24 protein-coding genes are annotated in these 22,333 nt (G+C 64.6%); 17 read left to right on the plus strand and 7 right to left on the minus strand.

All coding sequences use genetic code 11. From position 1 onward, the window contains the following. The first annotated feature begins 12 nt into the window (after positions 1-12). Complete coding sequence (locus V6B08_RS20670; RefSeq protein WP_341984532.1) at positions 13-1,272, plus strand: amidohydrolase; 1,260 nt, start codon at positions 13-15, stop codon at positions 1,270-1,272. On the opposite strand, the gene V6B08_RS20675 is transcribed toward V6B08_RS20670, so the two are convergent. Next, positions 1,269-1,622, minus strand: a complete 354-nt coding sequence (locus tag V6B08_RS20675; RefSeq protein WP_341984534.1) for an HVO_A0114 family putative DNA-binding protein — start codon at positions 1,620-1,622, stop codon at positions 1,269-1,271. The two genes, V6B08_RS20670 and V6B08_RS20675, sit on opposite strands and share 4 nt — an antisense overlap. Then, positions 1,619-2,005: a toxin-antitoxin system TumE family protein gene (locus V6B08_RS20680; RefSeq protein WP_341984536.1), complete on the minus strand. Its 387-nt coding sequence runs from the start codon at positions 2,003-2,005 to the stop codon at positions 1,619-1,621. Before V6B08_RS20680 ends, V6B08_RS20675 begins: the two co-directional genes overlap by 4 nt. A 301-nt stretch (positions 2,006-2,306) precedes the next feature. On the opposite strand from V6B08_RS20680, the gene V6B08_RS20685 reads away from it, so the two are divergent. From V6B08_RS20685 to V6B08_RS20745, 13 genes are all read left to right on the plus strand, one after another. Beyond that, the gene (locus tag V6B08_RS20685) at positions 2,307-3,503 is read left to right on the plus strand and encodes an ABC transporter substrate-binding protein (protein ID WP_341984537.1); all 1,197 of its coding nucleotides are present in this window, start codon (positions 2,307-2,309) and stop codon (positions 3,501-3,503) included. A gap of 164 nt (positions 3,504-3,667) precedes the next feature. Then, on the plus strand, positions 3,668-4,876 hold the full coding sequence (locus V6B08_RS20690; protein WP_341984539.1) for an ABC transporter substrate-binding protein: 1,209 nt from the start codon (positions 3,668-3,670) through the stop codon (positions 4,874-4,876). A 29-nt stretch (positions 4,877-4,905) separates the two neighbouring features. After that, positions 4,906-5,835 (plus strand): branched-chain amino acid ABC transporter permease, encoded by a 930-nt coding sequence (locus V6B08_RS20695; RefSeq protein WP_341984541.1) that lies wholly within the window; start codon positions 4,906-4,908, stop codon positions 5,833-5,835. 2 nt (positions 5,836-5,837) lie between these two features. Beyond that, on the plus strand, positions 5,838-6,929 hold the full coding sequence (locus V6B08_RS20700; RefSeq protein WP_341984543.1) for a branched-chain amino acid ABC transporter permease: 1,092 nt from the start codon (positions 5,838-5,840) through the stop codon (positions 6,927-6,929). Further along, positions 6,926-7,681 carry an ABC transporter ATP-binding protein gene (locus V6B08_RS20705; protein WP_341984545.1) on the plus strand — a complete coding sequence of 252 codons (756 nt, stop codon included), beginning with the start codon at positions 6,926-6,928 and terminating at the stop codon, positions 7,679-7,681. Before V6B08_RS20700 ends, V6B08_RS20705 begins: the two co-directional genes overlap by 4 nt. Continuing rightward, a complete protein-coding gene (locus V6B08_RS20710) occupies positions 7,678-8,388 on the plus strand; it encodes an ABC transporter ATP-binding protein (protein ID WP_440588830.1) in 711 nt (236 codons plus the stop codon). The genes V6B08_RS20705 and V6B08_RS20710 overlap by 4 nt, the downstream gene beginning before the upstream one ends. 243 nt (positions 8,389-8,631) lie before the next feature. Next, positions 8,632-9,627: a GGDEF domain-containing protein gene (locus V6B08_RS20715; protein WP_341984547.1), complete on the plus strand. Its 996-nt coding sequence runs from the start codon at positions 8,632-8,634 to the stop codon at positions 9,625-9,627. After that, positions 9,624-10,403 (plus strand): enoyl-CoA hydratase-related protein, encoded by a 780-nt coding sequence (locus tag V6B08_RS20720; RefSeq protein WP_341984550.1) that lies wholly within the window; start codon positions 9,624-9,626, stop codon positions 10,401-10,403. Before V6B08_RS20715 ends, V6B08_RS20720 begins: the two co-directional genes overlap by 4 nt. Positions 10,404-10,508: 105 nt before the next feature. Then, on the plus strand, positions 10,509-11,300 hold the full coding sequence (locus tag V6B08_RS20725) for an enoyl-CoA hydratase-related protein (protein WP_341984552.1): 792 nt from the start codon (positions 10,509-10,511) through the stop codon (positions 11,298-11,300). 4 nt (positions 11,301-11,304) lie between these two features. Then, positions 11,305-11,742 (plus strand): hydroxyphenylacetyl-CoA thioesterase PaaI, encoded by a 438-nt coding sequence (gene paaI, locus V6B08_RS20730; protein WP_341984555.1) that lies wholly within the window; start codon positions 11,305-11,307, stop codon positions 11,740-11,742. Positions 11,743-11,801: 59 nt separating this feature from the next. Next, complete coding sequence (locus V6B08_RS20735) at positions 11,802-12,197, plus strand: DUF6841 family protein (RefSeq protein WP_341984557.1); 396 nt, start codon at positions 11,802-11,804, stop codon at positions 12,195-12,197. A 20-nt stretch (positions 12,198-12,217) separates the two neighbouring features. Then, entirely contained in the window at positions 12,218-13,219 is a 1,002-nt protein-coding gene (locus V6B08_RS20740; protein WP_341984560.1) for an aldo/keto reductase, read from the plus strand. Between the two features lie 6 nt (positions 13,220-13,225). Then, positions 13,226-13,423 (plus strand): DUF2783 domain-containing protein, encoded by a 198-nt coding sequence (locus V6B08_RS20745; protein ID WP_341984562.1) that lies wholly within the window; start codon positions 13,226-13,228, stop codon positions 13,421-13,423. Between the two features lie 3 nt (positions 13,424-13,426). Here V6B08_RS20745 and V6B08_RS20750 read toward each other — a convergent pair whose 3' ends face one another. Next, on the minus strand, positions 13,427-13,807 hold the full coding sequence (locus V6B08_RS20750; RefSeq protein WP_341984564.1) for a TfoX/Sxy family protein: 381 nt from the start codon (positions 13,805-13,807) through the stop codon (positions 13,427-13,429). A 90-nt stretch (positions 13,808-13,897) separates the two neighbouring features. Between V6B08_RS20750 and crcB the strand changes: the two genes are divergently transcribed. Then, a complete protein-coding gene (crcB, locus tag V6B08_RS20755) occupies positions 13,898-14,281 on the plus strand; it encodes a fluoride efflux transporter CrcB (RefSeq protein WP_341984566.1) in 384 nt (127 codons plus the stop codon). Between the two features lie 6 nt (positions 14,282-14,287). Here crcB and V6B08_RS20760 read toward each other — a convergent pair whose 3' ends face one another. Continuing rightward, the gene (locus V6B08_RS20760) at positions 14,288-14,617 is read right to left on the minus strand and encodes a ferredoxin family 2Fe-2S iron-sulfur cluster binding protein (RefSeq protein WP_341984568.1); all 330 of its coding nucleotides are present in this window, start codon (positions 14,615-14,617) and stop codon (positions 14,288-14,290) included. A 56-nt stretch (positions 14,618-14,673) separates the two neighbouring features. Continuing rightward, on the minus strand, positions 14,674-15,819 hold the full coding sequence (locus V6B08_RS20765; RefSeq protein WP_341984571.1) for a cysteine desulfurase family protein: 1,146 nt from the start codon (positions 15,817-15,819) through the stop codon (positions 14,674-14,676). 128 nt (positions 15,820-15,947) lie between these two features. On the opposite strand from V6B08_RS20765, the gene V6B08_RS20770 reads away from it, so the two are divergent. Further along, a complete protein-coding gene (locus tag V6B08_RS20770; RefSeq protein WP_341984573.1) occupies positions 15,948-16,637 on the plus strand; it encodes an alpha/beta hydrolase in 690 nt (229 codons plus the stop codon). A gap of 1 nt (position 16,638) precedes the next feature. Here V6B08_RS20770 and V6B08_RS20775 read toward each other — a convergent pair whose 3' ends face one another. Then, entirely contained in the window at positions 16,639-17,700 is a 1,062-nt protein-coding gene (locus V6B08_RS20775; RefSeq protein ID WP_440588831.1) for an anhydro-N-acetylmuramic acid kinase, read from the minus strand. Positions 17,701-17,810: 110 nt separating this feature from the next. Here V6B08_RS20775 and tyrS point away from each other — a divergent pair, with 110 nt between their 5' ends. Beyond that, positions 17,811-19,070: a tyrosine--tRNA ligase gene (tyrS, locus tag V6B08_RS20780; protein WP_341984578.1), complete on the plus strand. Its 1,260-nt coding sequence runs from the start codon at positions 17,811-17,813 to the stop codon at positions 19,068-19,070. 23 nt (positions 19,071-19,093) lie between these two features. On the opposite strand, the gene V6B08_RS20785 is transcribed toward tyrS, so the two are convergent. Further along, complete coding sequence (locus tag V6B08_RS20785) at positions 19,094-22,291, minus strand: YhdP family protein (protein WP_341984580.1); 3,198 nt, start codon at positions 22,289-22,291, stop codon at positions 19,094-19,096. Positions 22,292-22,333: the final 42 nt, after the last annotated feature.

Raw genomic sequence — 22,333 nt, forward strand, 5'->3', positions numbered from 1 at the left:
GAAAGCTCCACGATGACCGCGCAGAATATCAGCCGTTCCGCCAAGGCATTCCAGATGATCGATGGCCTGCTGCCGGAACTGGAGCGGATCTATCTCGACCTGCATGCCAACCCGGAATTGTCGCTGCAGGAAGTGCGCACCGCCGGCATCGCCGCCACATGGCTGGAGACTTGCGGCGCCGAGGTGCATACCGGCATCGGCAAGACCGGCGTGGTCGGCCTGCTGAAGAATGGCGATGGCCCGGTGATCCTGCTGCGCGCCGATATGGATGCCCTGCCGGTAAAGGAAAAGACCGGGCTGCCCTATGCCAGCACCGCCACCGGCATCGACCGTTTCGGCCAGTCGGTGTCGATCATGCATGCCTGCGCCCATGACATGCATGTCACCTGGCTGATGGCGGTGATGAAGATCCTTAGCGAAACCCGCGATAGCTGGCGCGGCACAGTGATGGCGGTGTTCCAGCCGGCCGAGGAAATCGGTGCCGGCGCCAGCGGCATGCTGGCCGATGGCATGGTGAAGCGTTTCCCGAAGCCGACGGTGTGCTTAGGGCAGCATCTGGTGCCGCTGCCCGCCGGCCAGATCGGCTACCGCCCCGGCACGGCGATGTCGGCCGCCGACAGTTTCGAAGTACGCATGTTCGGCCGCGGCGCCCATGGCTCGCAGCCGCAGAACAGCGTCGATCCGGTGGTGATGGCGTCCGCCACCGTGATGCGGCTGCAGACCATCGTCAGCCGCGAAGTGGCGATGATGGATTCAGCCGTGGTCACGGTCGGCACGATTCAGTCGGGCCTGAATGAAAACGTGATCCCCGATGAAGCGATTCTCCGCCTAAACGTGCGCAGCTTCAAGGAACAGGTGCGCCAGCGCGTGCTGGCTTCGGTGAAGCGCATCATCGAGGCGGAAGCCACCGCCTCGAACGCACCGAAGCCGCCGGCCTTCACCACGATCAGCCAGTTCCCGGTCACCATCAACGACGAGACCGCGACCGCACGCACCATCGACGGCATGAGCCGCCATGCCAGCGTCGCGCCGGTGGAATTGCCCGAGCCGCTGACGGGGAGCGAGGATTTCGGCCTGTTCGGCACCGCCTGGGGCGTGCCTTCCGTGTTCTGGCTGATCGGCGGCACCGATCACGGCATCTGGCAGGCAGCGCAGGAAAAAGGCGAGCCGCTGCCGGTGAACCACTCGCCGTTCTTCGCGCCACAGATTCACCCGACGCTCAAGACCGGCGTGCAGGCGATGCTCGGCGCGGCTTATGCGTGGCTCGACTAGGCAGCCCTTACGGTAAAGTCGACATGGATGGCATCGAAGGGGAATTCGATCTTGCCGTCCTCCCGCTTCCATAGCAGACCGGCGGCAAGCAGCGCCTTGATGTCGCCATGCACGCCGCTGGGATCGCGCCCAACCTTGCGCGCCGCCTCGCGGACGCCAAGCGGCCCCGCACCGGCCAGGGCTTCGAGCAGCGACCAGCGGCGCGGCGCCAGCACCTGCCAGAGCAATTCGCGCGAGGCAAAAGATATGCGCGGCGGCAGCTTACGGCCCTTGGTGGCGGCAGCCATGCGTTCCGCCATCTGGCGGCGCATGTCATCCGGTGCGGCGATGTCGATAGTCAACGTCCTCATTTCCGCCTCCATGTATCCACCTCCGCCCAGAAATCGGCGAGCAACGTGTCAAGGTCGCTGAACGCATAGGGCCGTTCCTTGCCGCCGGCATGGCGATGGTCGCCTTTGCCTGCCTCGTTGTCGTAACGGATCACGCAGATACCATCCTCGACATAGGCCAGCCTATATTTCAGCGGATGCTGGGAACCGCGCAGCGGGCGCTCCAGCCGCCAGACCACCAGTTCGACGAAGCTGGTTTCGTCAAGGATGTAGCGTTCGTCGATCAGCAAATCAGCCGGCATGTTGCGATTTAGAACAACACACCGGCTGTATGTTGTCAATTTCAACAACACATCGGCAGAATTGCTTGCATCATCAAATTCTGTGGCAAAATACTGCTTCACTCACTCACTCGATCTGCATTATAATGCAGGAATGGCTGCGCGAGCGGCCTGGGAGGGGTGAAAGGGCGCAAGCCCATGCTGCGCGCGGTGGCCAACCGCCCGCTTCGACCATTTTCCTGCCAGTGCCAATACCCGCAGCTTAAGGCTCGGCGTGGACTTAAGCCCTAGCTGCCATTACGGTTTCGCGTGATGGTGGGCAGCGGCTGAGACTGCGGCCAGCCGGGTGAGGAATAATCGGTGGGGGCAAGGCGCGGCCGGGGTGGCCGGCCCGGTATCTCCCGCCGGATCAGGGGAGAGAAACATGAAAGTGTCCACGCTGCTTCGCATGACCAGTGCCCTGGCGCTGGCCGCGCCGCTGGCTTTCGGTGCCATGGAGGCTGCCGCGCAGCCGGCCAAGAAGATCAAGATCGGCTTCGTCACCACGCTGTCCGGCCCCAACGCCGCCTATGGCCAGGACATGAAGAACGCCTTCGACCTGGCGCTCGAGCATCTTGGCAAGAAGATGGGCGGCATCGCGGTGGAAGTCGTCTATGAAGACGACGAGCAGAAGCCGGAAGTCGGCAAGCAGAAGACCGAGAAGCTGCTGCAGCGCGACAAGGTGGATTTCGTCGCCGGCTTCATCTGGTCGAACGTGCTGCTGGCGTCCTACAAGCCGGTGGTGGATGCGCAGACCTTCCTGATCAGCGCCAATGCCGGCCCCTCCCAGCTCGCCGGCGAGATGTGCAATCCGTATTTCTTCTCGGCCTCCTGGCAGAACGACCAGAACACCATGGCGATGGGCGAATTGCTGAACCATAAGGGCGCCAAGAAGGCCTATCTGGTAGCGCCGAACTATGCCGCCGGCCAGGACATGGTCAACGGCGTGAAGGCCACCTTCAAGGGCGAAGTGGTGGGCCAGGACATGACCAAGTGGCCTGACCAGCTCGACTTCTCGGCCGAGATTTCCAAGATCCGCGCCGCCAAGCCGGATGCGGTCTTCGTCTTCTTCCCCTCGCGCTGGGGCGTGCAGTTCTACACCCAGTATGCCCAGGCCGGCCTGAAGAAGGACATCCCGCTCTACTCCACCTACACGGTGGACGCGGTGACCCTGAAACTGCAGAAGGACCTAGCGCTGGATACCTTCCTCACCCTGTGGTGGGCGCCGGATCTGCCCTATGCCGCGAATCAGAAGATGGTCGGCGACTTCAAGAAGAAGCATGGCTCGGCCCCGACCTTCTACGGTGCCCAGAGCTATGACGCCGCCAACCTGATCAACTCCGCCGTGGTCGCCACCAAGGGCAACCTGAAGGACAAGGAAGCGGTGCGCGCGGCGCTGAAGGCGGCGAAGTTCGATTCAGTGCGCGGCCCGATCAAGTTCGGCAACAACCAGTTCCCGATCCACAACATCTATCAGCAGGAAGTCTACAAGGTGTCGGATACCGAATACGACATCCGCACCGTGTCGACCGTGCTGAAGGATTTCCAGGATCCCTATGCCGCGAAGTGCCCGATGAAGTAACGCTGCGATGGCGGCCTGGATTTCTCCGGGCCGCCATTTGCTTTGACTGACATTCGTCCGTAACGTATCGGCCAAGGGGGAACATCCGCAGGGCAATGTGTTTTCAACCAGGCAGCGCCGGCCGGCAGCCGGCAGCGCCGCCATTGCATCTGCAGGAGATCGTCATGCCGCCGCGTCCGTCCGCCCTTTCCTTCCGCATCACCGCCCTTGCTGCCGCCATGCTGGCCTGCGGCAGCCTCAGCGCCCTGCCTGCCCAGGCGCAGCCAGCCAAGAAGGTCAAGATCGGTTTCGTCACCACGCTGTCCGGCCCCAATGCCGCCTATGGCCAGGACATGAAGCAGGCCGTGGAACTGGCGCTCGAGCATCTCGGCAAGAAGGCCGGCGGCGTGCCGCTGGAGGTGCTGTTCGAGGATGACGAGCAGAAGCCGGAAGTCGGCAAGCAGAAGACCGAGAAGCTGCTGCAGCGCGACAAGGTGGATTTCCTCGCCGGCTATATCTGGTCGAACGTGCTGCTGGCTTCCTACAAGATCGCCACCGACAACCAGACCTTCCTCATCAGCGCCAATGCCGGCCCGTCGCAGCTTGCCGGCGAGCAGTGCAATCCGTATTTCTTCTCGGCTTCGTGGCAGAATGACCAGCCGCATATGGGCGTCGGCGAATTGCTGAACCAGAAGGGCGCGCGTCGTCTCTATATCGTGGCGCCGAATTATGCCGCTGGCCAGGATGGCGCCAATGGCGTCAAGAGCCTGTTCAAGGGCCAGGTGGTGGGCCAGGACATGACCAAGTGGCCCGACCAGCTCGACTTCTCCGCCGAGATCACCAAGATCCGCGCCGCCAAGCCGGATGCGGTCTATGTCTTCTTCCCCGGCCGCTGGGGCGCGCAGTTCTTCACGCAATACAGCCAGGCCGGTCTCAAAGCCGAGGTGCCGCTCTATTCCGCCTTCACGGTCGATGCCGTGTCGCTGAAACTGCAGAAGGAAACCGCGCAGGACACCTTCCTCGCCATGACCTGGGGACCGGACTTGCCCTATGCCGCCAACCAGAAGCTGGTCGGCGGCTTCAAGCAGAAGCATGGCTCCAGCCCGACCTTCTACGGCGCCCAGAGCTATGATGCGATCAACCTGATCGCCTCGGCGGTGGCGGCGACCAAGGGCAACCTGAAGGACAAGCAGGCGGTTGGCGAGGCACTGAAGGCGGCCAAGTTCGATTCCGTGCGCGGCCCGTTCAAGTTCGGCAACAACCAGTTCCCGATCCAGAACATCTACCAGCAGGAAGTCTACAAGACAGCCGATGGCGGCTTCGACCTGCGCACCATCAGCACGGTGATGACCGCGCACCAGGATGTGCATGCCGCCAAATGCCCGATGAAGTAACCCTCTAGCGAAAGCGTAAAGCGCCCATCATGCTGTTGTTGATCCTCGAGCAATTCCTGAACGGCCTGCAGATCGGTCTGCTGCTGTTCCTGCTCGCCGCCGGCCTCACCCTGGTTTTCGGTATCATGGACCTGGTGAACCTGGCGCATGGTTCGCTCTACATGATGGGCGCGTATTTCGCCGCTGTCTTCGTGCAATGGACCGGCAATTTCTACATCGGTGCCTTGCTGGCGCTGCCCGCCGGCCTGCTGCTCGGCATCGCCACTGAATATGTCGCGCTGCGCAGCCTCTATGCCCGCGACCATCTCGATCAGGTGCTGGCGACCTTCGGCCTGATCCTGTTCTTTAATGAATTCGCCCGCCTGATCTTCGGTGCCGGCGGCATGGCGATCGAACTGCCCGCCATCCTCGCCGGCCAGATCGAAATTGTGCCCGGCCTGCCCTACCCGACCTACCGCTTCGTGATCATCGCCATGGGCCTGCTCTGCGCCGGCATCTTGTATCTGCTGGTTCAGAAGACGCGGCTCGGCATGCTGATCCGCGCCGGAGCCTCGAACCGCGAGATGGTTGGCGCGCTCGGCATCGACATCAAGCTGCTGTTCACCCTGGTCTTCGGCCTCGGTTCGGCGCTGGCAGCCCTCGCCGGCCTGATGGCCGGGCCGATTGCCACGGTGCAGATCGGCATGGGCGACAATGTGCTGATCCTCTGCCTTGTCGTCATCGTCATCGGCGGCCTCGGTTCGATCCGTGGCGCCTTCATCGCTGCCGTGCTGGTCGGCGTGCTGGAAACCATGGGCCGCGCCTTCCTGCCGCAGATCCTGGGCCAGTTCCTCAATCCGTCGCAGGCAGGTTTCCTGGCGCAGTCGCTCTCCTCCATGCTGGTCTACATCTTGATGGCCGGCGTGCTGGTGTTGCGCCCGGCCGGCCTGTTCCCGGCCCCTGGCACGCCGGGGCGCTGACCATGCAGACACGCTTTTCCATCAGTACAGTCGTTGCCCTGGTCCTGCTCACCCTGCTGGCACTGGTGCCGACCGCCTCGCAGGTGTTCCAGGATCCGTTCCTGCTGACGCTGTTCACCCGCATTGTCATCCTGGCGCTCGCCTCGGTGTCGCTGAACTTCATCCTCGGCTATGGCGGCCTGGTCAGCTTCGGCCATGCCGCCTTCATCGGCGTCGGCGGCTACACCGTCGGCATCATGGCCAAGCACGAAGTCTATGCGGCCTGGTTGCAATGGCCGCTGGCGCTGGCGATGTCCGCCTTCGTCGCCCTGATCATGGGGCTGCTGTCGCTCCGCACGCGCGGCATCTTCTTCATCATGATCACCCTGGCCCTGGCGCAACTCGTCTACTACATGGGCAACGGCGCCTATGCCTATGGCGGCGACGATGGCCTCACCATCCTGCGGCGTTCGGATTTCGCCGGCCTGATCGACCTCAAGCATCGCCCGAGCTTCTATTATCTCTGCTGGGCTTTGCTCTGCCTGGCGCTGTATCTCTGTCACCGCGTGGTGAATTCACGCTTCGGCATGGTGCTGCAAGGCGCCAAGAGCAACGACCGCCGCATGGCCGCCATCGGCTTTCCGGTGTTCCGCTACCGCCTTGCCGCCTTCGTCGCCGCCGGCACCACCTGCGGCCTAGCCGGCGTGCTGCTGGCCAACCACACCGATTTCGTCAGCCCGGCACTGATGCACTGGACCCGCTCCGGCGACCTCATCGTCATGGTGGTGCTGGGCGGCATGGGCAGCCTGTTCGGGCCGCTATTCGGTGCCCTGAGCTTCCTGGCGCTGGAGGAAATCCTCTCCAGCTACAGCGAATACTGGAAGCTGTTCTTCGGCCCGCTGCTGGTGCTGGTGGTGATCTTCGCGCGCGGCGGCATCGATGGCGCCCTGCAGCGCGGCCATGGCGGCATCCTGCTGGCGATCCTCGGCGGCTTCGTGCTGCTGCATGGCATCCACCTGTTCTACGATGACCTGTGGTACATCCCGGCGGCGCTGATTGCAGCAGCAATCGCGCTTGCTGTGGTGGCCAACCGTGGCCTGCGGAGGCTGTCATGAGCCAGCCTGTGCTTGAGGTGAGCGGCCTGATCAAGCGGTTCGGCGGCCTGCTCGCCACCGACAATTTCTCCATCGATATCCGGCCCGGCGAAGTGCATGCGGTGATCGGCCCCAATGGCGCGGGCAAGACCACGCTGATCGGGCAGTTGATCGGCGAACTGAAAGCCGATGCCGGCTCGATCAAGTTCTTGGGCAACGAGATTTCCGACCTGCCGGTGCATCGCCGTTCGCATCTCGGCCTCGCCCGCTCGTTCCAGATCACCTCGATCTTCCATGCCTTCACCGCGTTGCAGAATGTCGCCCTGGCGGTACAGGCGCATGACGGCCATTCCTTCCGCTTCTGGCGCCCGGCGGCGAGCGATCCGAGCCTGACAGAGCCGGCGATGGACGCCCTGAAGCTGGTCGGCCTGGAAGCGCGCGCCCATGTGCCGGCCAATGCCCTGAGCCATGGCGAGCATCGCCAGCTCGAACTGGCCATGGCGCTGGCGACCAAGCCGAAGCTGCTGCTGCTGGACGAGCCGATGGCCGGCATGGGGCCGGAGGATTCCCAGCGCATGGTGCAGATGCTGTTGAAGCTGAAAGGCTCGGTTTCGATCCTGCTGATCGAGCATGACATGGAGGCGGTGTTCGCGCTGGCCGACCGCATCACTGTGCTGGTCTATGGCCGCGGCATCGCCACCGGCACGCCGGACGAAATCCGCCGCAACGAACAGGTGCGCGAAGCCTATCTCGGCGCCGAGGCCCAGCCATGACCGGCCTGCTTGAAGTCGATGGCATCGACACCTTCTATGGCCGCAGCCAGGTGTTGTTCGGCATGCGGCTGGCGATCAAAGCCGGCGAGGTCGTGACGCTGATGGGCCGCAACGGCATGGGCAAGACCACCACGATCCGCTCGATCATGGGCCTGACCCCGCCGGCCGAGGGCCGCATCGCCTTCCGTGGCGCCGAGATCGCCCGGCAGCCGGCCTATCGCGTCGCCAAGGCCGGCATCGGCCTGGTGCCGGAAGGCCGCCAGATCTTCCCGAATTTGAGCGTGCGCGAAAACCTGGTCGCCACCGCCGCCAACCGCCAGGGCCTCAAGGCGCCCTGGACCTATGACAAGGTGGTGGCCCTGTTCCCGCGCCTCGCCGAGCGTGCCGGCAACATGGGCAACCAGCTTTCCGGCGGCGAACAGCAGATGCTGGCCATCGGCCGCGCGCTGATGACCAACCCGCATCTGCTGATCCTGGACGAAGCCACCGAGGGCCTGGCGCCGCTGATCCGCCAGGAAATCTGGGCCTGCATCGGGCAGTTGAAGGCAGCCGGACAGTCGATCCTGATTGTGGATAAAAACGTCGAGGCCCTGACCCGGCTGGCCGACCGCCACTACATGATCGAAAAGGGCCGCGTCGTATGGGAGGGCTCGTCCGCCGACCTGGCCGCGAATCCGGACGTGCAGCACCGCTATCTCGGGGTCTGACGGCGGCTTACATGGGGCCTGCTGGCGGCTTTTTTCTGCGCAACTTCTACCGCTGGCTGCCTGTTTTCAGGGCCTTCGCCCAGGCATGAAGCGTTTGTGACAAAATCTTGCTAAATCCGACGCACTGCCGTTGCATTGGCCCGGCACCTGGCTTCATATGGAAGCCTCTTGAGGGGGAGTTGGCGCGTGTATTCCGAAGACATGCACCGGGCGGCTGAGTTTGCCCACGCGGCTGTGGCGAGCATGGCCAAGCACGGCATTGCGCCCACCCCGATCAACTTCACCGTCTGGTACGAATACCATGCCGGCCGCGACCATAATCTGGCCCGCGCCGTGGATGGTATCATCGCCGCCCAGCAGCGCTTCACGCCGGAAGTGGTGCTGGCGCTCTACGAGCAGCATCTGTCGCCGGCCCGCCTGTTCCATGCCTCGCGCCACACCGCCGAGAAGCTGGATGCGGTGATGCATGAATTGCGCGGCCATATCGATCAGGCGGAACAGAACACCCGCGCCTATGGCAGTCAGCTCGAACAATTCTCCGGCCAGCTTGATGCCCTGCCCGATAGCCCTGCCGGTGTCGACAGCCTGGTGGATACAATGCTGCTCGATACCCGCGACATGCAGGAGCGCAACAAGGATCTGGAAAGCCGGCTGGCCGAGGCCACGGCGGAAGTGCAGCAATTGCGCCAGAGCTTCGAGCAGGCGCGGCGCGAAGCGTTGACCGATCCGCTCACTGGCCTGGCCAACCGTAAGGCCTTCGAACAATCGATGCATCTGCTGGTGCAGGACACGCTGAAAGGCCAGGCGCCGCTGTCGCTGCTGATGCTCGACATCGACCATTTCAAGCATTTCAACGATGAATATGGCCACCAGACCGGCGACACCGTGCTGCAGCTTGTTGGCCGCATGCTGGCCGACAATGTGAAGGGCCAGGATGTGGCGGCACGTTATGGCGGCGAGGAATTCGCCATCCTGCTGCCGTTCACCATGCTGGAACAGGCGATCAAGCTCGCCGATGGAATCCGCCGCACCATCGCCGCGCGCAAGCTGGTGAAGCGCACCAGCGGCCAGGATTTGGGCCGCGTCACCATCTCCGTCGGCGCCGCAGAATACCGCCCGGGCGAAACTCTCTCCGGCCTGATCCAGCGCGCCGATGATGCGCTCTATGCCGCCAAGCGCGCTGGCCGCGACCGCGTGCTGAGCGAGCGCGACCTGATCGTCGCCGCCGCAGGGCAATGAACCCGATACTGCTTGAACGCGACGACGGCGTCGTCCGCCTCACCCTGAACCGGCCCGAGCGGCTCAATGCCATGAGCGTCGACCTGATGCTGGCATTGCGTGCGGCGCTGGATGAAATCGCCGCCGACAAGGCCAACCGCTGCCTGCTGCTGACCGGCGCCGGGCGCGGCTTCTGCGCCGGTGCCGATCTTTCCGGCGGCGGCATCGAGCCGGGCGAAAGCGACCTCGGCGATGTGATCCACAACTGGTTCAATCCGGTGGTGCGCCAGTTGCACGCCTTGCCGATGCCGATTGTCGCCGCCGTGAACGGCATTGCGGCCGGCGGCGGCGCCAGCCTGGCACTGGCCGCGGATATTGCGCTGGCAGCGCGCTCCGCCAGCTTCAGTCAGGTCTTCTGCCGCATCGCTCTGGTGCCCGATGTCGGCAGCACCTATTTCCTGCCGCGCACGGTCGGCCCGGCCCGCGCATTGGGCATGGCGATGCTGGGCGAAGTGGTAAGCGCCGAGGACGCTGCAGCGCAGGGCATGATCTGGCGCTGCGTCGAGGATGCCGACCTGCTCTCCGAAGCCACGCGGATCGCCCGCCGGCTGGCACAGGGCCCCACCGCAAGCCTGGTCGCCACCCGCCGCCTGCTGCGCCGGGGCGCCGATGCCGCCCTTGATGATCAGCTCGAAGCCGAGGCCCTGGCGCAAAGCGCCGCCGGTCGCCGTGCCGATTTCGCCGAAGGCGTTTCAGCCTTCCTTGCCAAGCGCCCAGCAGCCTTCACCGGGCGATAAAGCCTTACGCCCTTTCTTCATGGCATGCTTACGCCACGTCAGGCTTTTGCCGCCGCAGCGGCTCGGCTAACATCCGTTCGATAACCGCTTTCGGGAGAGAAACACATGGCTTACGCCACCCTGTTGGTCGAGAAGAAAGACCGCGTCGCCACCATCACGCTGAACCGGCCGGATCGCCTCAACGCGCTCAGCCTGGAGCTGATGACCGAATTGAATGCCGCGCTGCGCGACATCGAGAATGACGGCGAAAGCCGTGCCGTGCTGCTCACCGGCGCCGGCCGTGGCTTCTGCTCCGGTGCGGATCTTGCCAGCGGCGACCTCAACCAGGGCGATGGCCCGCCCGATCTCGGCACGGCACTGCATGATCGCTATCATCCGGTGATCCGCCGCATGGCGAATTACCGCATGCCCATCGTCTGCGCCGTGAACGGCCCCGCCGCCGGTGCCGGCATGAGCCTGGCGCTGGCCGGCGATATCGTGATCGCCGCCAAGTCCGCCACCTTCCTGCAGGCTTTCTGCAATATCGGCCTGGTGCCCGATGCCGGCAGCACCTATTTCCTGCCGCGCCTCGCTGGCTCGGCCCGGGCGCTTGGTCTCGCCATGCTGGGCGAGAAACTGCCGGCGGAAACCGCCGCCGAATGGGGCCTGATCTGGAAGTGCGTCGAGGATGCCGAGCTGATGAGCACAGCCGGTGCCATCGCGGCCAAATTCGCCAATGGCCCCACGGTCGGCCTCGGCCTGATCCGCAAGATCGTGCGCCAGTCGGCCTCCAATACACTGGACCAGCAGCTCGAAGTCGAACTTGAGGCGCAGCGCGTCGCCGGCCGCAGCCGCGATTTCATCGAGGGCGTCACCGCCTTCCTGCAGAAGCGCCCGGCCAAGTTCACCGGCAAGTAGGCCGGTGGCACAGGATCCGCAAGCAATCGCCGAGGCGGTCGGCCGTGCCATGGCCGCCGCCGATACGGCAACGCGCGAACTCGGCGTGGAACTGCTCGAGATCGGTCCCGGCAGCGCCAAGCTGCGCATGATTGTGCAGCCGAAGATGCTGAACGCAGTTGGCATCTGCCATGGCGGCTATATCTTCCTGCTCGCCGATGCCGCCTTTGCTTTCGCCTGCAATTCCTACAACCGGGTGGCCCTGGCGCAGCGTGCCGATATCAGCTTCACCGCCAAGGTGGCGCCCGGCAGCGTGCTGACAGCGACGGCACGCGAGGCAGCGCATACCGGCCGCAGCGGCGTTTACGATATCGAGGTACGCGACCAGGACAGCACGCTGGTCGGCCTGTTCCGCGGCCACTCGCGCGAAGTCAAAGGCGAAGTGGTACCCGGCTTGACCTGAAGCCTGACTTGACCTTGGAAACAGGGGCGCCATCTGACCGGCCAGCAGGGAGGCTGCGCATGGATGAAACTGGCCTGCGGCACGAAGCCGCCGCGTTCTTCGATCAATTCGTGGAGAATTTCGCCAGCTTCAGCGGGCCCCGCATTGTGTCGCTCTATGCCGTGCCCGGTCTGGCGATCCGGGGCGATGGCGTGGTGCAAGTGCTGCAATCGCGGCCCGATCTGGAGGCCTTTTTCCAGCAGGCGGTGGATGGCTATGCCAGCCTCGGCTGCCGCGCCTGCCGCTACCGCGAGCTTGCCGTCACGCCTATTGGTGGCCGCGCCATGCTTGGCAGCGTTACCTGGGATTTACTCGATGCCGACGGCGCGGTGCTGAAAAGCTGGCGGCAATCCTACAATCTGGCAAAATTGCCTGAGGGCTGGCGCATCGTCGCATCTACAGAACACCTATATTGATTTTTGGGAAGGAAACACCCGTGGCTCTGCAACAACGCAAGCTGGGCCGGCATGGTCCCATGGTATCGGCACTCGGCCTCGGCTGCATGGGCATGTCGGAATTCTATGGCGCCACCGATGACGCGGAATCGCTCCGCGTGCTGCTGTACGCCGCCGAGCGCGGTGTCAGCTTTTTCGATACCGCCGACATCTATGGCTTCGGCCGCAACGAGGCATTGCTGGCGCGCTTTCTCAAGCAATGGCGCCAACCGGTGGTGGTCGCTACCAAGGGCGGCATCGTGCGCAAGGAAAACAGCTACGAGCGCCGCATCGATAATTCGCCGGCCTATATCCGTGGTGCGGTCGAAGATTCGCTCAAAAGGTTGGGGCTTGAGCGCATCGACCTGTACTACATCCACCGCAACGAGGAAGGCCGTGCCATCGAGGAGGTGATCGAGACCCTGGCGGCGCTGGTGCGCGAGGGCAAGATCGCTCATATCGGCCTGTCGGAAGTCTCGGTCGCCAATCTGCGCCGCGCTGCCAAGGTGCATCACGTCGCGGCCGTGCAGAGCGAGTATTCGCTGTGGAGCCGCGAACCGGAAGACGGCATGCTCGCCGCCTGCGCCGAACTCGGCACCGCCTTTGTGCCTTACTCGCCGCTCGGTCGTGGCTTCCTGTCGGGCCAGTTCGAGGATGCCGCAGCGATTCCCGATGGCGATTTCCGCAAGTCCAATCCGCGCTTCCAGGCCGAAGCCTTGGCGCGCAACCAGGCAGCACTCGCCGGCTTCAAGAAGCTGGCGGCTGAGCGCGGCGCCACACCGGCGCAGCTGGCGCTGGCCTGGGTGCTGGCACGCGGCGATCATTTGATTCCGATCCCCGGCACCAAGCGCCAGAGTTATCTGGAACAGAATCTCGGCGCGCTGGATATCGCGCTCAGTGCCGCCGATCTTGCCGCCATCGAGGCCATTCTGCCGCGCGGCTTCGCCGCCGGTGCGCGCTATACGCCGGAAGGCTTCAAGGGCACGCAGGCGGATGAGGGCTGAGGCATCATGCTGAACACCGAACCGAATATCCCCGATCCGGATGGCTTCTACGAACAGCTTGTCGCCATGACGCAAGGACTGGATGAGCGCCGGGCAAGGTTGGCGACGGCCAAGCTGGCTTTGTTGCTGGCCAATCACATCGGCGACCGCGCCGTGCTGGCGGAAGCCATGCGGCTGGCGCGCGGCGAGGCGGAAGTGGGCTAGACTCTAGCGGCGGTGACGCGCCATCGTCGGGCGACGGCTCGGCGGCGGTTCTTCCGCCTTCTGCTTGCGCGCCACGGCATAGGCCTTGCGCGCCCAGTCGAGCAACTCGTCCTGATCGTCCATCAGGTCGGGCGGCAATTGCCAATAGCTCATCGCCACCGGCTTGCCGCGACCGTTATACACAAAGGGGCCGACCCCGCGTGCTTCAAAGTCGCCCTTGGTCTCGGCATCGGCCTTGAGATAGAGCGTGTCGTCGACGATCAGCGCGAACATGATGCCGCGGCAGTATACGCCAGCGCCGCCGAACATGCGGCGCACGGCAATCGGACCGAGCGGCGCGAAAAGCTCGGCAGCATGGTCCATGAAGGCATTGGAGGCGGTCATGGGCCGGAGGTTAACGCGATGGCCGCCGCAGTGAAAGAGCAAGCTGCGGAAACTTTGACGCTTTTCGGCCCTTCAGCTAGCCTGGGCGCCATGCAGGCCTATCTCCTCATCGCCACCGGCGGCGCCCTCGGCAGCATTGCGCGCTACTGGATGGCCAATGCCATCGACGGACGCCACACCACCGGCTTTCCCTGGGGCACGGTGATGGTCAACATCCTCGGCAGCTTCGTGATCGGCATGGCGGCGGCCCTGGTAATCGGGCGCGGCCTGTGGACCGAGAATGCGCGGCTGTTCGTGATGATGGGCGTCTGCGGCGGCTTCACCACCTTTTCCACCTTCAGCCTGCAAACCCTGACCCTGCTGCGGGACGGCCTGATCCTGCGCGCCGGGGGCAATATCGCGGTGTCGGTGATTGCCTGCCTGCTGGCCACCTGGGCCGGCCTGGCGCTGGTGCAGGCGCTTGAACGGAGTTAGCCGGGCCTAACCCATCATATTGCGCGTGGCGGTGGGCAGTTTCACCACCAGGCCGTCCAATGCCTCGGTGATCAGCAACTGGCAGCCGAGCCGCGAGGTCTTGGTCAGGCCGAAGGCGAGGTCGAGCATGTCTTCCTCGTCCGGCTTGGCCGCCGGCAGCTTGCCGTACCATTCCGGATCGACCACCACATGGCAGGTGGAGCAGGCCAGCGACCCTTCGCAGGCGCCCTCGATATCGATGCCATGCTTGTGCGCCACTTCCAGCACCGAAAGGCCGAGCGGGGCATCCACCTCGCGGCGGCTGCCATCGGTCTGGATGAAGGTCATCTTGGGCATGGGGGCGGCTCCTGACTGGACGCGCCTGATATAGCGTCCCCGGCCAAACCGGGCAACTAACCGCGCTTGCGGCGATAGAGCGCAATCCAGGCCTCGGCGGCGCGGCCGGCATCGTCCGGGGCGCTGTTCCAGCCAAAGCTGAAGCGTACCGCCTCGCGCGCCGCCGCCTCGCCGCTGCCCATGGCGCTGAGCACATGGCTCGGCTTCATCTTGCCCGACGAACAGGCCGAACCGGCGGAAACCGCCAGGCCGGCAAGATCGAAGGCCATCACCTGCAATTCCGCCGCCACGCCGGGCATGCCGATGCAGCTTGTATTGGGCAGCCGCGCCACGCCGCCGGCATGGATCACCGCGTCTGCCGCCGCCGCGCGAACCGCTGCCTCGAAGCTGTCGCGCCAGGCGGCAATCGTCGCCATATGGCCGAGATCACCCTGGCCAAGATCACGCTGGGCGGCCTCGGCGGCAGCGCCGAAGCCGGCAATACCGGAGAGATTCTCCGTGCCGGCGCGGCGGCCAAGTTCCTGCCCGCCGCCAAGCTGCAGCGCCTCGATGGCAAGGTCGCCGCGCAGCACCAGGGCGCCTATCCCGGTCGGCCCGCCGAGCTTGTGGGCGGACAGGCTCATCATGTCGGCCTGCAGCCCCGAGAAACGGACCGCCAGCTTGCCCGCCGCCTGGATCGCATCCACCAGCAGCAGGCCACCGGCGGCGCGCACCAGAGCCTGCGCCTCGGCCACCGGCTGGATGGCGCCGGTCTCGTTGTTGGCCAGCATCAGGGCCACCAGGGCCGGCCTGGGCGCCTCGGCCAGCAGCCGCTCCAGCGCCGCCAGGTCGACCAGCCCGGAGGGCAAAGCCGGCAGAATGTAGACCGGTTTGCCCCCGACTCGGGCCAGGGTTTGGGCGGGTGCCAGCACCGAGTCGTGCTCCAGGGCGGAGACAATCAGGCTGGCTGCGGGGGCTCGGGCGAGCGCCAGGTTGTTCGCTTCCGTGCCCCCGGAGGTGAACAAAATCTCGGCCGGTTCCGCCCCCACCAGGGCGGCAACCCGGGCCCGCGCGGTCTCCTTCACAGCCCGGGCTCGGCGCCCGAAAGCGTGTATCGACGAAGGGTTACCGGGTTCGGCAAGGGCCGCCAGCATGGCCTCGCGCGCCTCTGGCCGCAGCGGTGCGGTGGCGTTGTAATCGAGGTAGAGCGGGGCCTGCGGCATTGTCAGGGGCCAATCAAGGGCTGTGGATGGATCGTTTTTAGCTTGAATCCGGAACCGGCGTTTATGGTAAAATCCCGCTGGTTTCAACTGGTTAAATCAACGACCGCCGCCCAGGTGTAGTTCCGCCCATGCCCGATGTCATTTTCCCCGGTCCTGATGGTCGCCTCGAAGGCCGGTACCAGCATGGCTCGGAGGCCAATGCGCCGATCGCCCTGATCCTGCATCCGCACCCGCAATACGGGGGCACGATGAACAACAAGGTGGTCTACAATCTGTTCCATGTTTTCGCCAAACGCGGCTTCTCCGTGTTGCGCTTCAATTTCCGTGGCGTCGGCCGCAGCCAGGGCACTTACGATAATGGCGAAGGCGAACTTTCCGATGCCGCCTCGGCGCTGGACTGGCTGCAGACCTACAACGCCAATGCCTCGGCCGTGTGGATCGCCGGCTTCTCCTTCGGTGCCTGGATCTCCATGCAACTGCTGATGCGCCGGCCGGAGATCGATGGCTTCATCTCGGTGGCACCACCAGCCAACATGTTCGATTTCGGCTTTCTGGCGCCCTGCCCGTCCTCGGGCCTGATCATCCAGGGCACCGACGACAAGATCGTGCCCGAGAATGATGTGGCCAAGCTGGCGCAGCGGCTGTCGCTGCAGAAGGGCATCAAGATCGACTACAAGAAAGTGCCCGGCGCGGATCACTTCTTCGAGGGCAAGCTTGATGAACTCACCTCTGCTGCCGACAAATATGTGAAAGCGGCGCTCGCTGCTTCCGCCGGCCCGCGCCCGATACCCGGCAAGGGCAACCAGACCCAGGTCTAGATCAGTTTTTGGCGCGGTAAAGCCGCCCGCCGCTGGCCGGAAACGGCACGCCCGTGGTGCCCGGCAGGCTGAGCGGCAGGCCGGCTGCGGCACGCGCCGCGAGATAGGCGAAAGCCTCCGCTTCCAGTGCATCGCCGCGCCAGCCGACGCTTTCCACCGGTTCCACTGGCATAGCCAGCCGCTCAGCAAGTTCGCGCATCATGGTGCGGTTATGCCGCCCGCCGCCGGTGACCAGGCAGCGCAGCGGCCGGCTCGGCAAATGCTCCAGCGCGCGCGCCACGGCGGCAGCGGTGAAGGCGGTGAGCGTCGCAGCACCCGAAGCAGGCCAGAGATGCGCCACGCTTTCGGCACTGAAATCATCGCGGTCGAGCGATTTCGGCGGCCTGGCCTGGAAGTAGGTATGCGACAGCAGCCGCGCCAGCGTCGGCTCATCCACCTCGCCCTGGGCACCAAGCTTGCCACCTTCATCGAGCCGCTGGCCGGTATGGCGCAGCAGCCAGTCATCCAGCAACGCATTGCCCGGCCCGGTATCGAAGGCCAGCAGGTCCTCGTCGCGCGGGCCACCGATATAAGTGATGTTGGCAACGCCGCCGATATTCAGCACCAGCAGCGGCAATTCCAGTTTCGACCAGCCTGCCAATGCTGCGTGATAGAGTGGCACCAGCGGCGCCCCCTGCCCGCCCAAAGCCACATCCTGGCTGCGGAAGTCCGCCACCGTGTCGATGCCGGTCAGCCGCGCCAGCAGAGCGGCATCGCCGGCCTGCCAGGTGCGGCCGCGCTCCGGGCGGTGCAGCAGGGTATGGCCGTGGAATCCGAGCAGGCGAATGTCCTCTGGGCGCAGCCCGGCTTCGTCCAGTAGCCGCCGCACCGCTTCGGCATGGGCCTCGGCCAGGGTGCGGCGCAACGTCATGGCGCCATGGCCACCCTCGCCCAGCGCGGCACGGATGGCCTGCCGCTGGGCATCGCTGTAGGCCAGCGTCAGGGCCGGGCCTAACCCGCCCAGATTACCGCCATCGCAGCGCAGCAGCGCGGCATCGACGCCATCCATCGAGGTGCCGCTCATCAGGCCGATGATCCAGGGGAGCTGGGACAAGACAGGAACTCCAGAACTAGGCTTACAGCCGGGCCTATGGTAAACCAACGCCGCTTTTCCCGGCAGTATTGGTGATGACGATGACCGAGTTCAAATCCGACTTCCTGCGCATCATGGCCGAGCGTGGCCACCTGCATCAATGCACGGAACCGGCGCAGCTCGACGCCAAGGCGCAGGCGCCCGGCGGCATCATCGCCTATGTCGGCTACGACTGCACCGGCCCCAGCCTGCATGCCGGCCATCTGCTGTCGATCATGATGCTGCGCCGGCTGCAGCAATGCGGCCACAAGCCCATCGTGCTGATGGGCGGCGGCACCACCAAGGTCGGCGACCCGTCCGGCAAGGACGAGCAGCGCAAGCTGCTCACGGTCGAGACCATCAACGAGAACATGGCCAGCATCAAGCGGGTGTTCAACCGCTTCGTGACATTCGGCGACGGCCCCACCGATGCCATCATGGTGAACAACGCCGATTGGCTGGATGGCCTCAACTACATCGACTTCCTGCGCGACTATGGCCGGCATTTCTCGGTCAACCGCATGCTCAGCTTCGACAGCGTGAAGCTGCGGCTGGACCGCGAGCAGCCCTTAAGCTTCCTCGAATTCAACTACATGATCCTTCAAGCCTACGATTTCGTCGAACTGGGCCGCCGCTATGGCTGCAACATGCAGATGGGCGGCTCGGACCAGTGGGGCAACATCATCAACGGCGTCGAGCTTGGCCGCCGTGCCGCCGAGATGGAGCTATTCGGCCTCACCTGCCCGCTGCTCACCACCGCGTCTGGCGCCAAGATGGGCAAGACCGCCAGCGGCGCCGTATGGCTGAACGAAGACATGCTGGCGCCCTACGATTACTGGCAATACTGGCGCAACACCGAAGATGCCGATGTCGGTCGCTTCCTGCGCCTGATGACCGACCTGCCGCTGGACGAGATCAAGCGCCTGGAAGGCCTGCGCGGCGCCGAACTGAACGATGCCAAGAAAGTGCTGGCCACCGAAGCCACGGCTTTGTGCCATGGCCGCGAGGTGGCCGAAGCCGCTGCCGAGACCGCCCGCAAGGCGTTCGAGCAGGGCGAATTCGGTGGCGACCTGCCGATCATCGCCGTGCCGCGTGCGCGGCTTGCCGCCGGCATTGAAGCCTTCCAGCTTGTGCTGGAAGCCGGCTTCGCCAAGAGCGGCGGCGAAGCCCGCCGCCATGTTCGCGGCAATGCCATCCGACTCAACGACCAGCCGGTGGCGGAGGAAACCCGCGCCATCACGCTGGCCGATCTCGGCGCCGATGGCCAGCTCCGCCTCTCCTTTGGCAAGAAGCGCCACGTGCTGGTGCAGGCAGCGGATTAAAGCTAGCCAATTAAGGTTGGCGCTTAAGGCGCGATCTGCGCTGGTGGCGGCGGCACTTCAACCGGCTGATCGCCAGTGCTATTGCCGCTACTGCTGCCACTGGCCTGGAAGATGCGGCGCAGGAAGCCCGGCGCGATAGCCGAGAGCGGATTGATGCTCATCTCGGTCTTTTCCTTCGGGCCACTGACGGCGAAATTCACGCCGATGATCCCGTCGCCGATAAACAGGTCGCCGAGCAGCGGAATACGCCCGAGAATGGTGTTGAGCACGAAGGCCGGCACGGCTGTGCCATTGATGCTGACGTGATTGGTCTTGCGGTTGATGGTGCCTTCCAGGGTGATGCCAAGCTGCGGGCCGCGGATGCGGCTCGGCTGCAAGGTCAGCACGCCGTCCTTCTGTGTGAACGGGATATGCGCCGTGTCGAAATTGATCCCCTCGCCTGAAAGCAGTGCGGCAAGGCCGGTGAAGGAGCCAATGCCGAGCAGCCGGGCGAGGAACGGCGCCTGCACCGCCTTGAACTGCCGGGCATTCAGCACCCCTTCGAGCGGCTGGCCAGACTTGGCGTCGTCATAGACGCCATCAACCGTAAGAGTACCGCCCTGCATCTTCTCGACGCCGAGATAATTGAATACCGCACCGGCATTGTCGCTGCGCACCGTAAGTTGCCGCTGCCGCTTGGCCTTGTCCGCTACCGGCGCGATACGCACCGCCAGCGTGCCGCCGCCATGGAAGGCACCCGACAGATCAAGCTGTTCGGCAAACAGCGCACCCCGCTGCAAATCAAGCGCGAAATTGCGCATCGCCGTGGTTTCATCCAGCCGCACATCGTCGAAGCGCAGCCGTAGGTCCAGCAGCGGCTGCGGCTGTGGTTCCCCGGTATCCGCATCCATCGCCTTCACAAAAGGCGTCAGGTCGTAATGCTTGCCCTCGGCCCGCAGCACCGTATCGCCATTGGCGGCCCGGCGCAGATTGACGTTGGCCTCGTTCTCGCCGATCCGCAGCAAGCCGAGCTTGAGCGACCAGGCGCCATCAGTCGCCAAGGACGCGCTGCCATCGGCGACGAACTGATCCGCCGTGATGCGCAATCCCTCGAATTCGGTAGGCGCATTCGGCTTCAGCCGCGCGGTAAACTGGGCGGCGCCAGTCTTGCCCACCGGCTTCTCCCAAAAAATCTCGCTGATTGCCAGTTTCGCCGGCGTCAGATCCAACTGTGTCCGGATCACCGTCTCATTGCCCAGACGGCGGCTTTCGATCTCAGCCAGGGCATCGACCGGACCATCGATCATCGACTCAAGATCGAAGCCAAGCGCCTTGCGCCCCTGGTTATCGGCACGGCCTGAAATGCGGTAGCGCGCCGTCACCGCCTGGCGCGAATCAAATTCCTGCCGCCAGTGCAGCCGCACCGGCACCTCGTTCAGCGCCGCCGTGCCATCGGTATCGAGCCCCTTGGGATCGACCTTGAGCTGCATGGTGCCATTGGTGAGGGCAAAACGATCGTAGATATCCGGGATCGCCAGATTGACCAGGTCGGCCTTGGCGGTGAATTTCACGTCATCAAGCTTCAGCTTGTGTTCGAGCGGGAAGTTGAACGTGACATCGACACGGCCCTGGCCTTCCACCACTGCCGGCTTGATGCCAAGCTGGGTGGCATACCCGAGCGGCTTCTGGTCGATCAGCCCGAGCAATTCCCTATTGGCGCCGGCCGCTGTCACGGCAATATCGGCGAACTGGTCGCGTGCCTGCAGCCCGTTGATGCGCAGCTTGCCATTGCTGGTGGCGAGCGGTCCGACCTTGCCACTGGCCAGCGTGAGATTGAACTCGTCGGCATCCAGCACCGCATCGCCGCGCGCCTCGGTCAGGCGCGTCAGCGGGGCGAAATAATCGACGCTGAGCCCCTCGAAACCGAACGCCAGTCGCACAGCATTGCGCGACAGCTTCTGCTTGCCCGAGAGCATCGCCGGGCTAAGCTGCGCCGCGAATTCCGCCTGTGGCACCCGCCCGCCCCGAATATGCGCGGAAATCCAGTCGATGGCATTCTTCGCGGCATCCTGCGGCCAGTAGAGCTTCAGGCGATCCATCGCCAGGTCGGTGAACTGGCCCTTGATATCGAGGGCGAATTCGCCGGGCGCCGGGCGAAGCAATTCACCGCTGAAACCAAGCCGCACGCCATCCTCGAAATGGAAACTCGCTGCTTCGATGGCCAGGGTATCGCCAATACCCGGCGTGGCCGACGCATTCATCGCGCCCTGTATACGCGCCTCGCGCAGCCGCAGCGGCTCTTTCCACAATTCCGGCAATTCTACCAGGCCGGCACCGGCATTGAGGTCGTAGCGCAGGTTGGCGATATCGCCGCTCTGCCCAAGGCGGAAGGAAAGCTGGCCCGCCAGCGGCATATGCAGACCGGCAAGCTCCTTCACATCCGGCACCAGATCGGCAAAGTCGGCCGGCTCGACACCATCGAACCGCAGATAGGCCTGCGCGGCGCGGTCGGCGGCGGAATAGACTGCCGTCAGCGCCAGACTGAGAGACTTATTGCGCCAGGCTAGGCTGCCCTGCAATTGCGCCCGCACGCTGTTCTCGCCGCGATCCGCCTGGAACCAGGCGCCGGGCGCCTCCCAGCGGCGGCGCAGCTTGCGATCAATGATCACCAGCCGGGAAATCTCCATTGAGACCTGGCTGATCTGGCCGAGCGGATCGTTCAGGTCCACCGGCTGCGACAGGCGTTCGAACAGATTGGCGAACAGCAGCGGCATGAAGTCTTCGCTGCCTGGCTGCGGTTCCGCCACCGCATCCGCTGCCGGCTCCTGGGCTTCGGGCAGGCCGAGGCGGAAACGGCCATCGGCCTCGCGCAGCAATAGCGCATCAACGCCACGCACCCGCATGTAGGTAGGCGCCAGCACGCCGCGCAGCAACGAAGCACCACTCAAGCCGATATCAATTTCCGGCAGCTTCATCGACTGGCCGCGCTCGCCGGAAATAGTGGTGTCGACAATACGCAGGCCCAGCGCCTGCTCATCCTGCTTCCAGGCCAGCACCACGTCGGAAAAGCTGACCTTGAGGCCGATATCGGCAAGGCTCAGGCTTTCCTGCAAATAGGGCACCAGGAAGTCGAGCGACAACGGCTCGCGGCTCACCCGCCAGACCAGGGCGCCAGCCAGCAGGCCTGTGACCACGCACAGGCCAAGCACAGTGCGGATGAACAATCGACTCCAGCGCAGCATCGCGAAGCAGCTTGCCTTTCCAACGCGTTAGCGGAACCGGCC

The sequence above is a fragment of the Ferrovibrio sp. MS7 genome (genome assembly GCF_038404985.1).
Lineage (GTDB): Bacteria > Pseudomonadota > Alphaproteobacteria > Ferrovibrionales > Ferrovibrionaceae > Ferrovibrio > Ferrovibrio plantarum.

Bases quoted from the DNA above. Each gene is read 5' to 3' on its own strand.
- V6B08_RS20670 (WP_341984532.1), top strand. From the start codon at position 13: ATGACCGCGCAGAATATCAGCCGTTCCGCCAAGGCATTCCAGATGATC.
- V6B08_RS20675 (WP_341984534.1), bottom strand. From the start codon at position 1,622: ATGAGGACGTTGACTATCGACATCGCCGCACCGGATGACATGCGCCGC.
- V6B08_RS20685 (WP_341984537.1), top strand. From the start codon at position 2,307: ATGAAAGTGTCCACGCTGCTTCGCATGACCAGTGCCCTGGCGCTGGCC.
- V6B08_RS20690 (WP_341984539.1), top strand. From the start codon at position 3,668: ATGCCGCCGCGTCCGTCCGCCCTTTCCTTCCGCATCACCGCCCTTGCT.
- V6B08_RS20695 (WP_341984541.1), top strand. From the start codon at position 4,906: ATGCTGTTGTTGATCCTCGAGCAATTCCTGAACGGCCTGCAGATCGGT.
- V6B08_RS20700 (WP_341984543.1), top strand. From the start codon at position 5,838: ATGCAGACACGCTTTTCCATCAGTACAGTCGTTGCCCTGGTCCTGCTC.
- V6B08_RS20705 (WP_341984545.1), top strand. From the start codon at position 6,926: ATGAGCCAGCCTGTGCTTGAGGTGAGCGGCCTGATCAAGCGGTTCGGC.
- V6B08_RS20710 (WP_440588830.1), top strand. From the start codon at position 7,678: ATGACCGGCCTGCTTGAAGTCGATGGCATCGACACCTTCTATGGCCGC.
- V6B08_RS20715 (WP_341984547.1), top strand. From the start codon at position 8,632: ATGGCCAAGCACGGCATTGCGCCCACCCCGATCAACTTCACCGTCTGG.
- V6B08_RS20720 (WP_341984550.1), top strand. From the start codon at position 9,624: ATGAACCCGATACTGCTTGAACGCGACGACGGCGTCGTCCGCCTCACC.
- V6B08_RS20725 (WP_341984552.1), top strand. From the start codon at position 10,509: ATGGCTTACGCCACCCTGTTGGTCGAGAAGAAAGACCGCGTCGCCACC.
- V6B08_RS20735 (WP_341984557.1), top strand. From the start codon at position 11,802: ATGGATGAAACTGGCCTGCGGCACGAAGCCGCCGCGTTCTTCGATCAA.
- V6B08_RS20745 (WP_341984562.1), top strand. From the start codon at position 13,226: ATGCTGAACACCGAACCGAATATCCCCGATCCGGATGGCTTCTACGAA.
- V6B08_RS20750 (WP_341984564.1), bottom strand. From the start codon at position 13,807: ATGACCGCCTCCAATGCCTTCATGGACCATGCTGCCGAGCTTTTCGCG.
- crcB (WP_341984566.1), top strand. From the start codon at position 13,898: ATGCAGGCCTATCTCCTCATCGCCACCGGCGGCGCCCTCGGCAGCATT.
- V6B08_RS20760 (WP_341984568.1), bottom strand. From the start codon at position 14,617: ATGCCCAAGATGACCTTCATCCAGACCGATGGCAGCCGCCGCGAGGTG.
- V6B08_RS20765 (WP_341984571.1), bottom strand. From the start codon at position 15,819: ATGCCGCAGGCCCCGCTCTACCTCGATTACAACGCCACCGCACCGCTG.
- V6B08_RS20770 (WP_341984573.1), top strand. From the start codon at position 15,948: ATGCCCGATGTCATTTTCCCCGGTCCTGATGGTCGCCTCGAAGGCCGG.
- V6B08_RS20775 (WP_440588831.1), bottom strand. From the start codon at position 17,700: ATGAGCGGCACCTCGATGGATGGCGTCGATGCCGCGCTGCTGCGCTGC.
- tyrS (WP_341984578.1), top strand. From the start codon at position 17,811: ATGACCGAGTTCAAATCCGACTTCCTGCGCATCATGGCCGAGCGTGGC.
- V6B08_RS20785 (WP_341984580.1), bottom strand. From the start codon at position 22,291: ATGCTGCGCTGGAGTCGATTGTTCATCCGCACTGTGCTTGGCCTGTGC.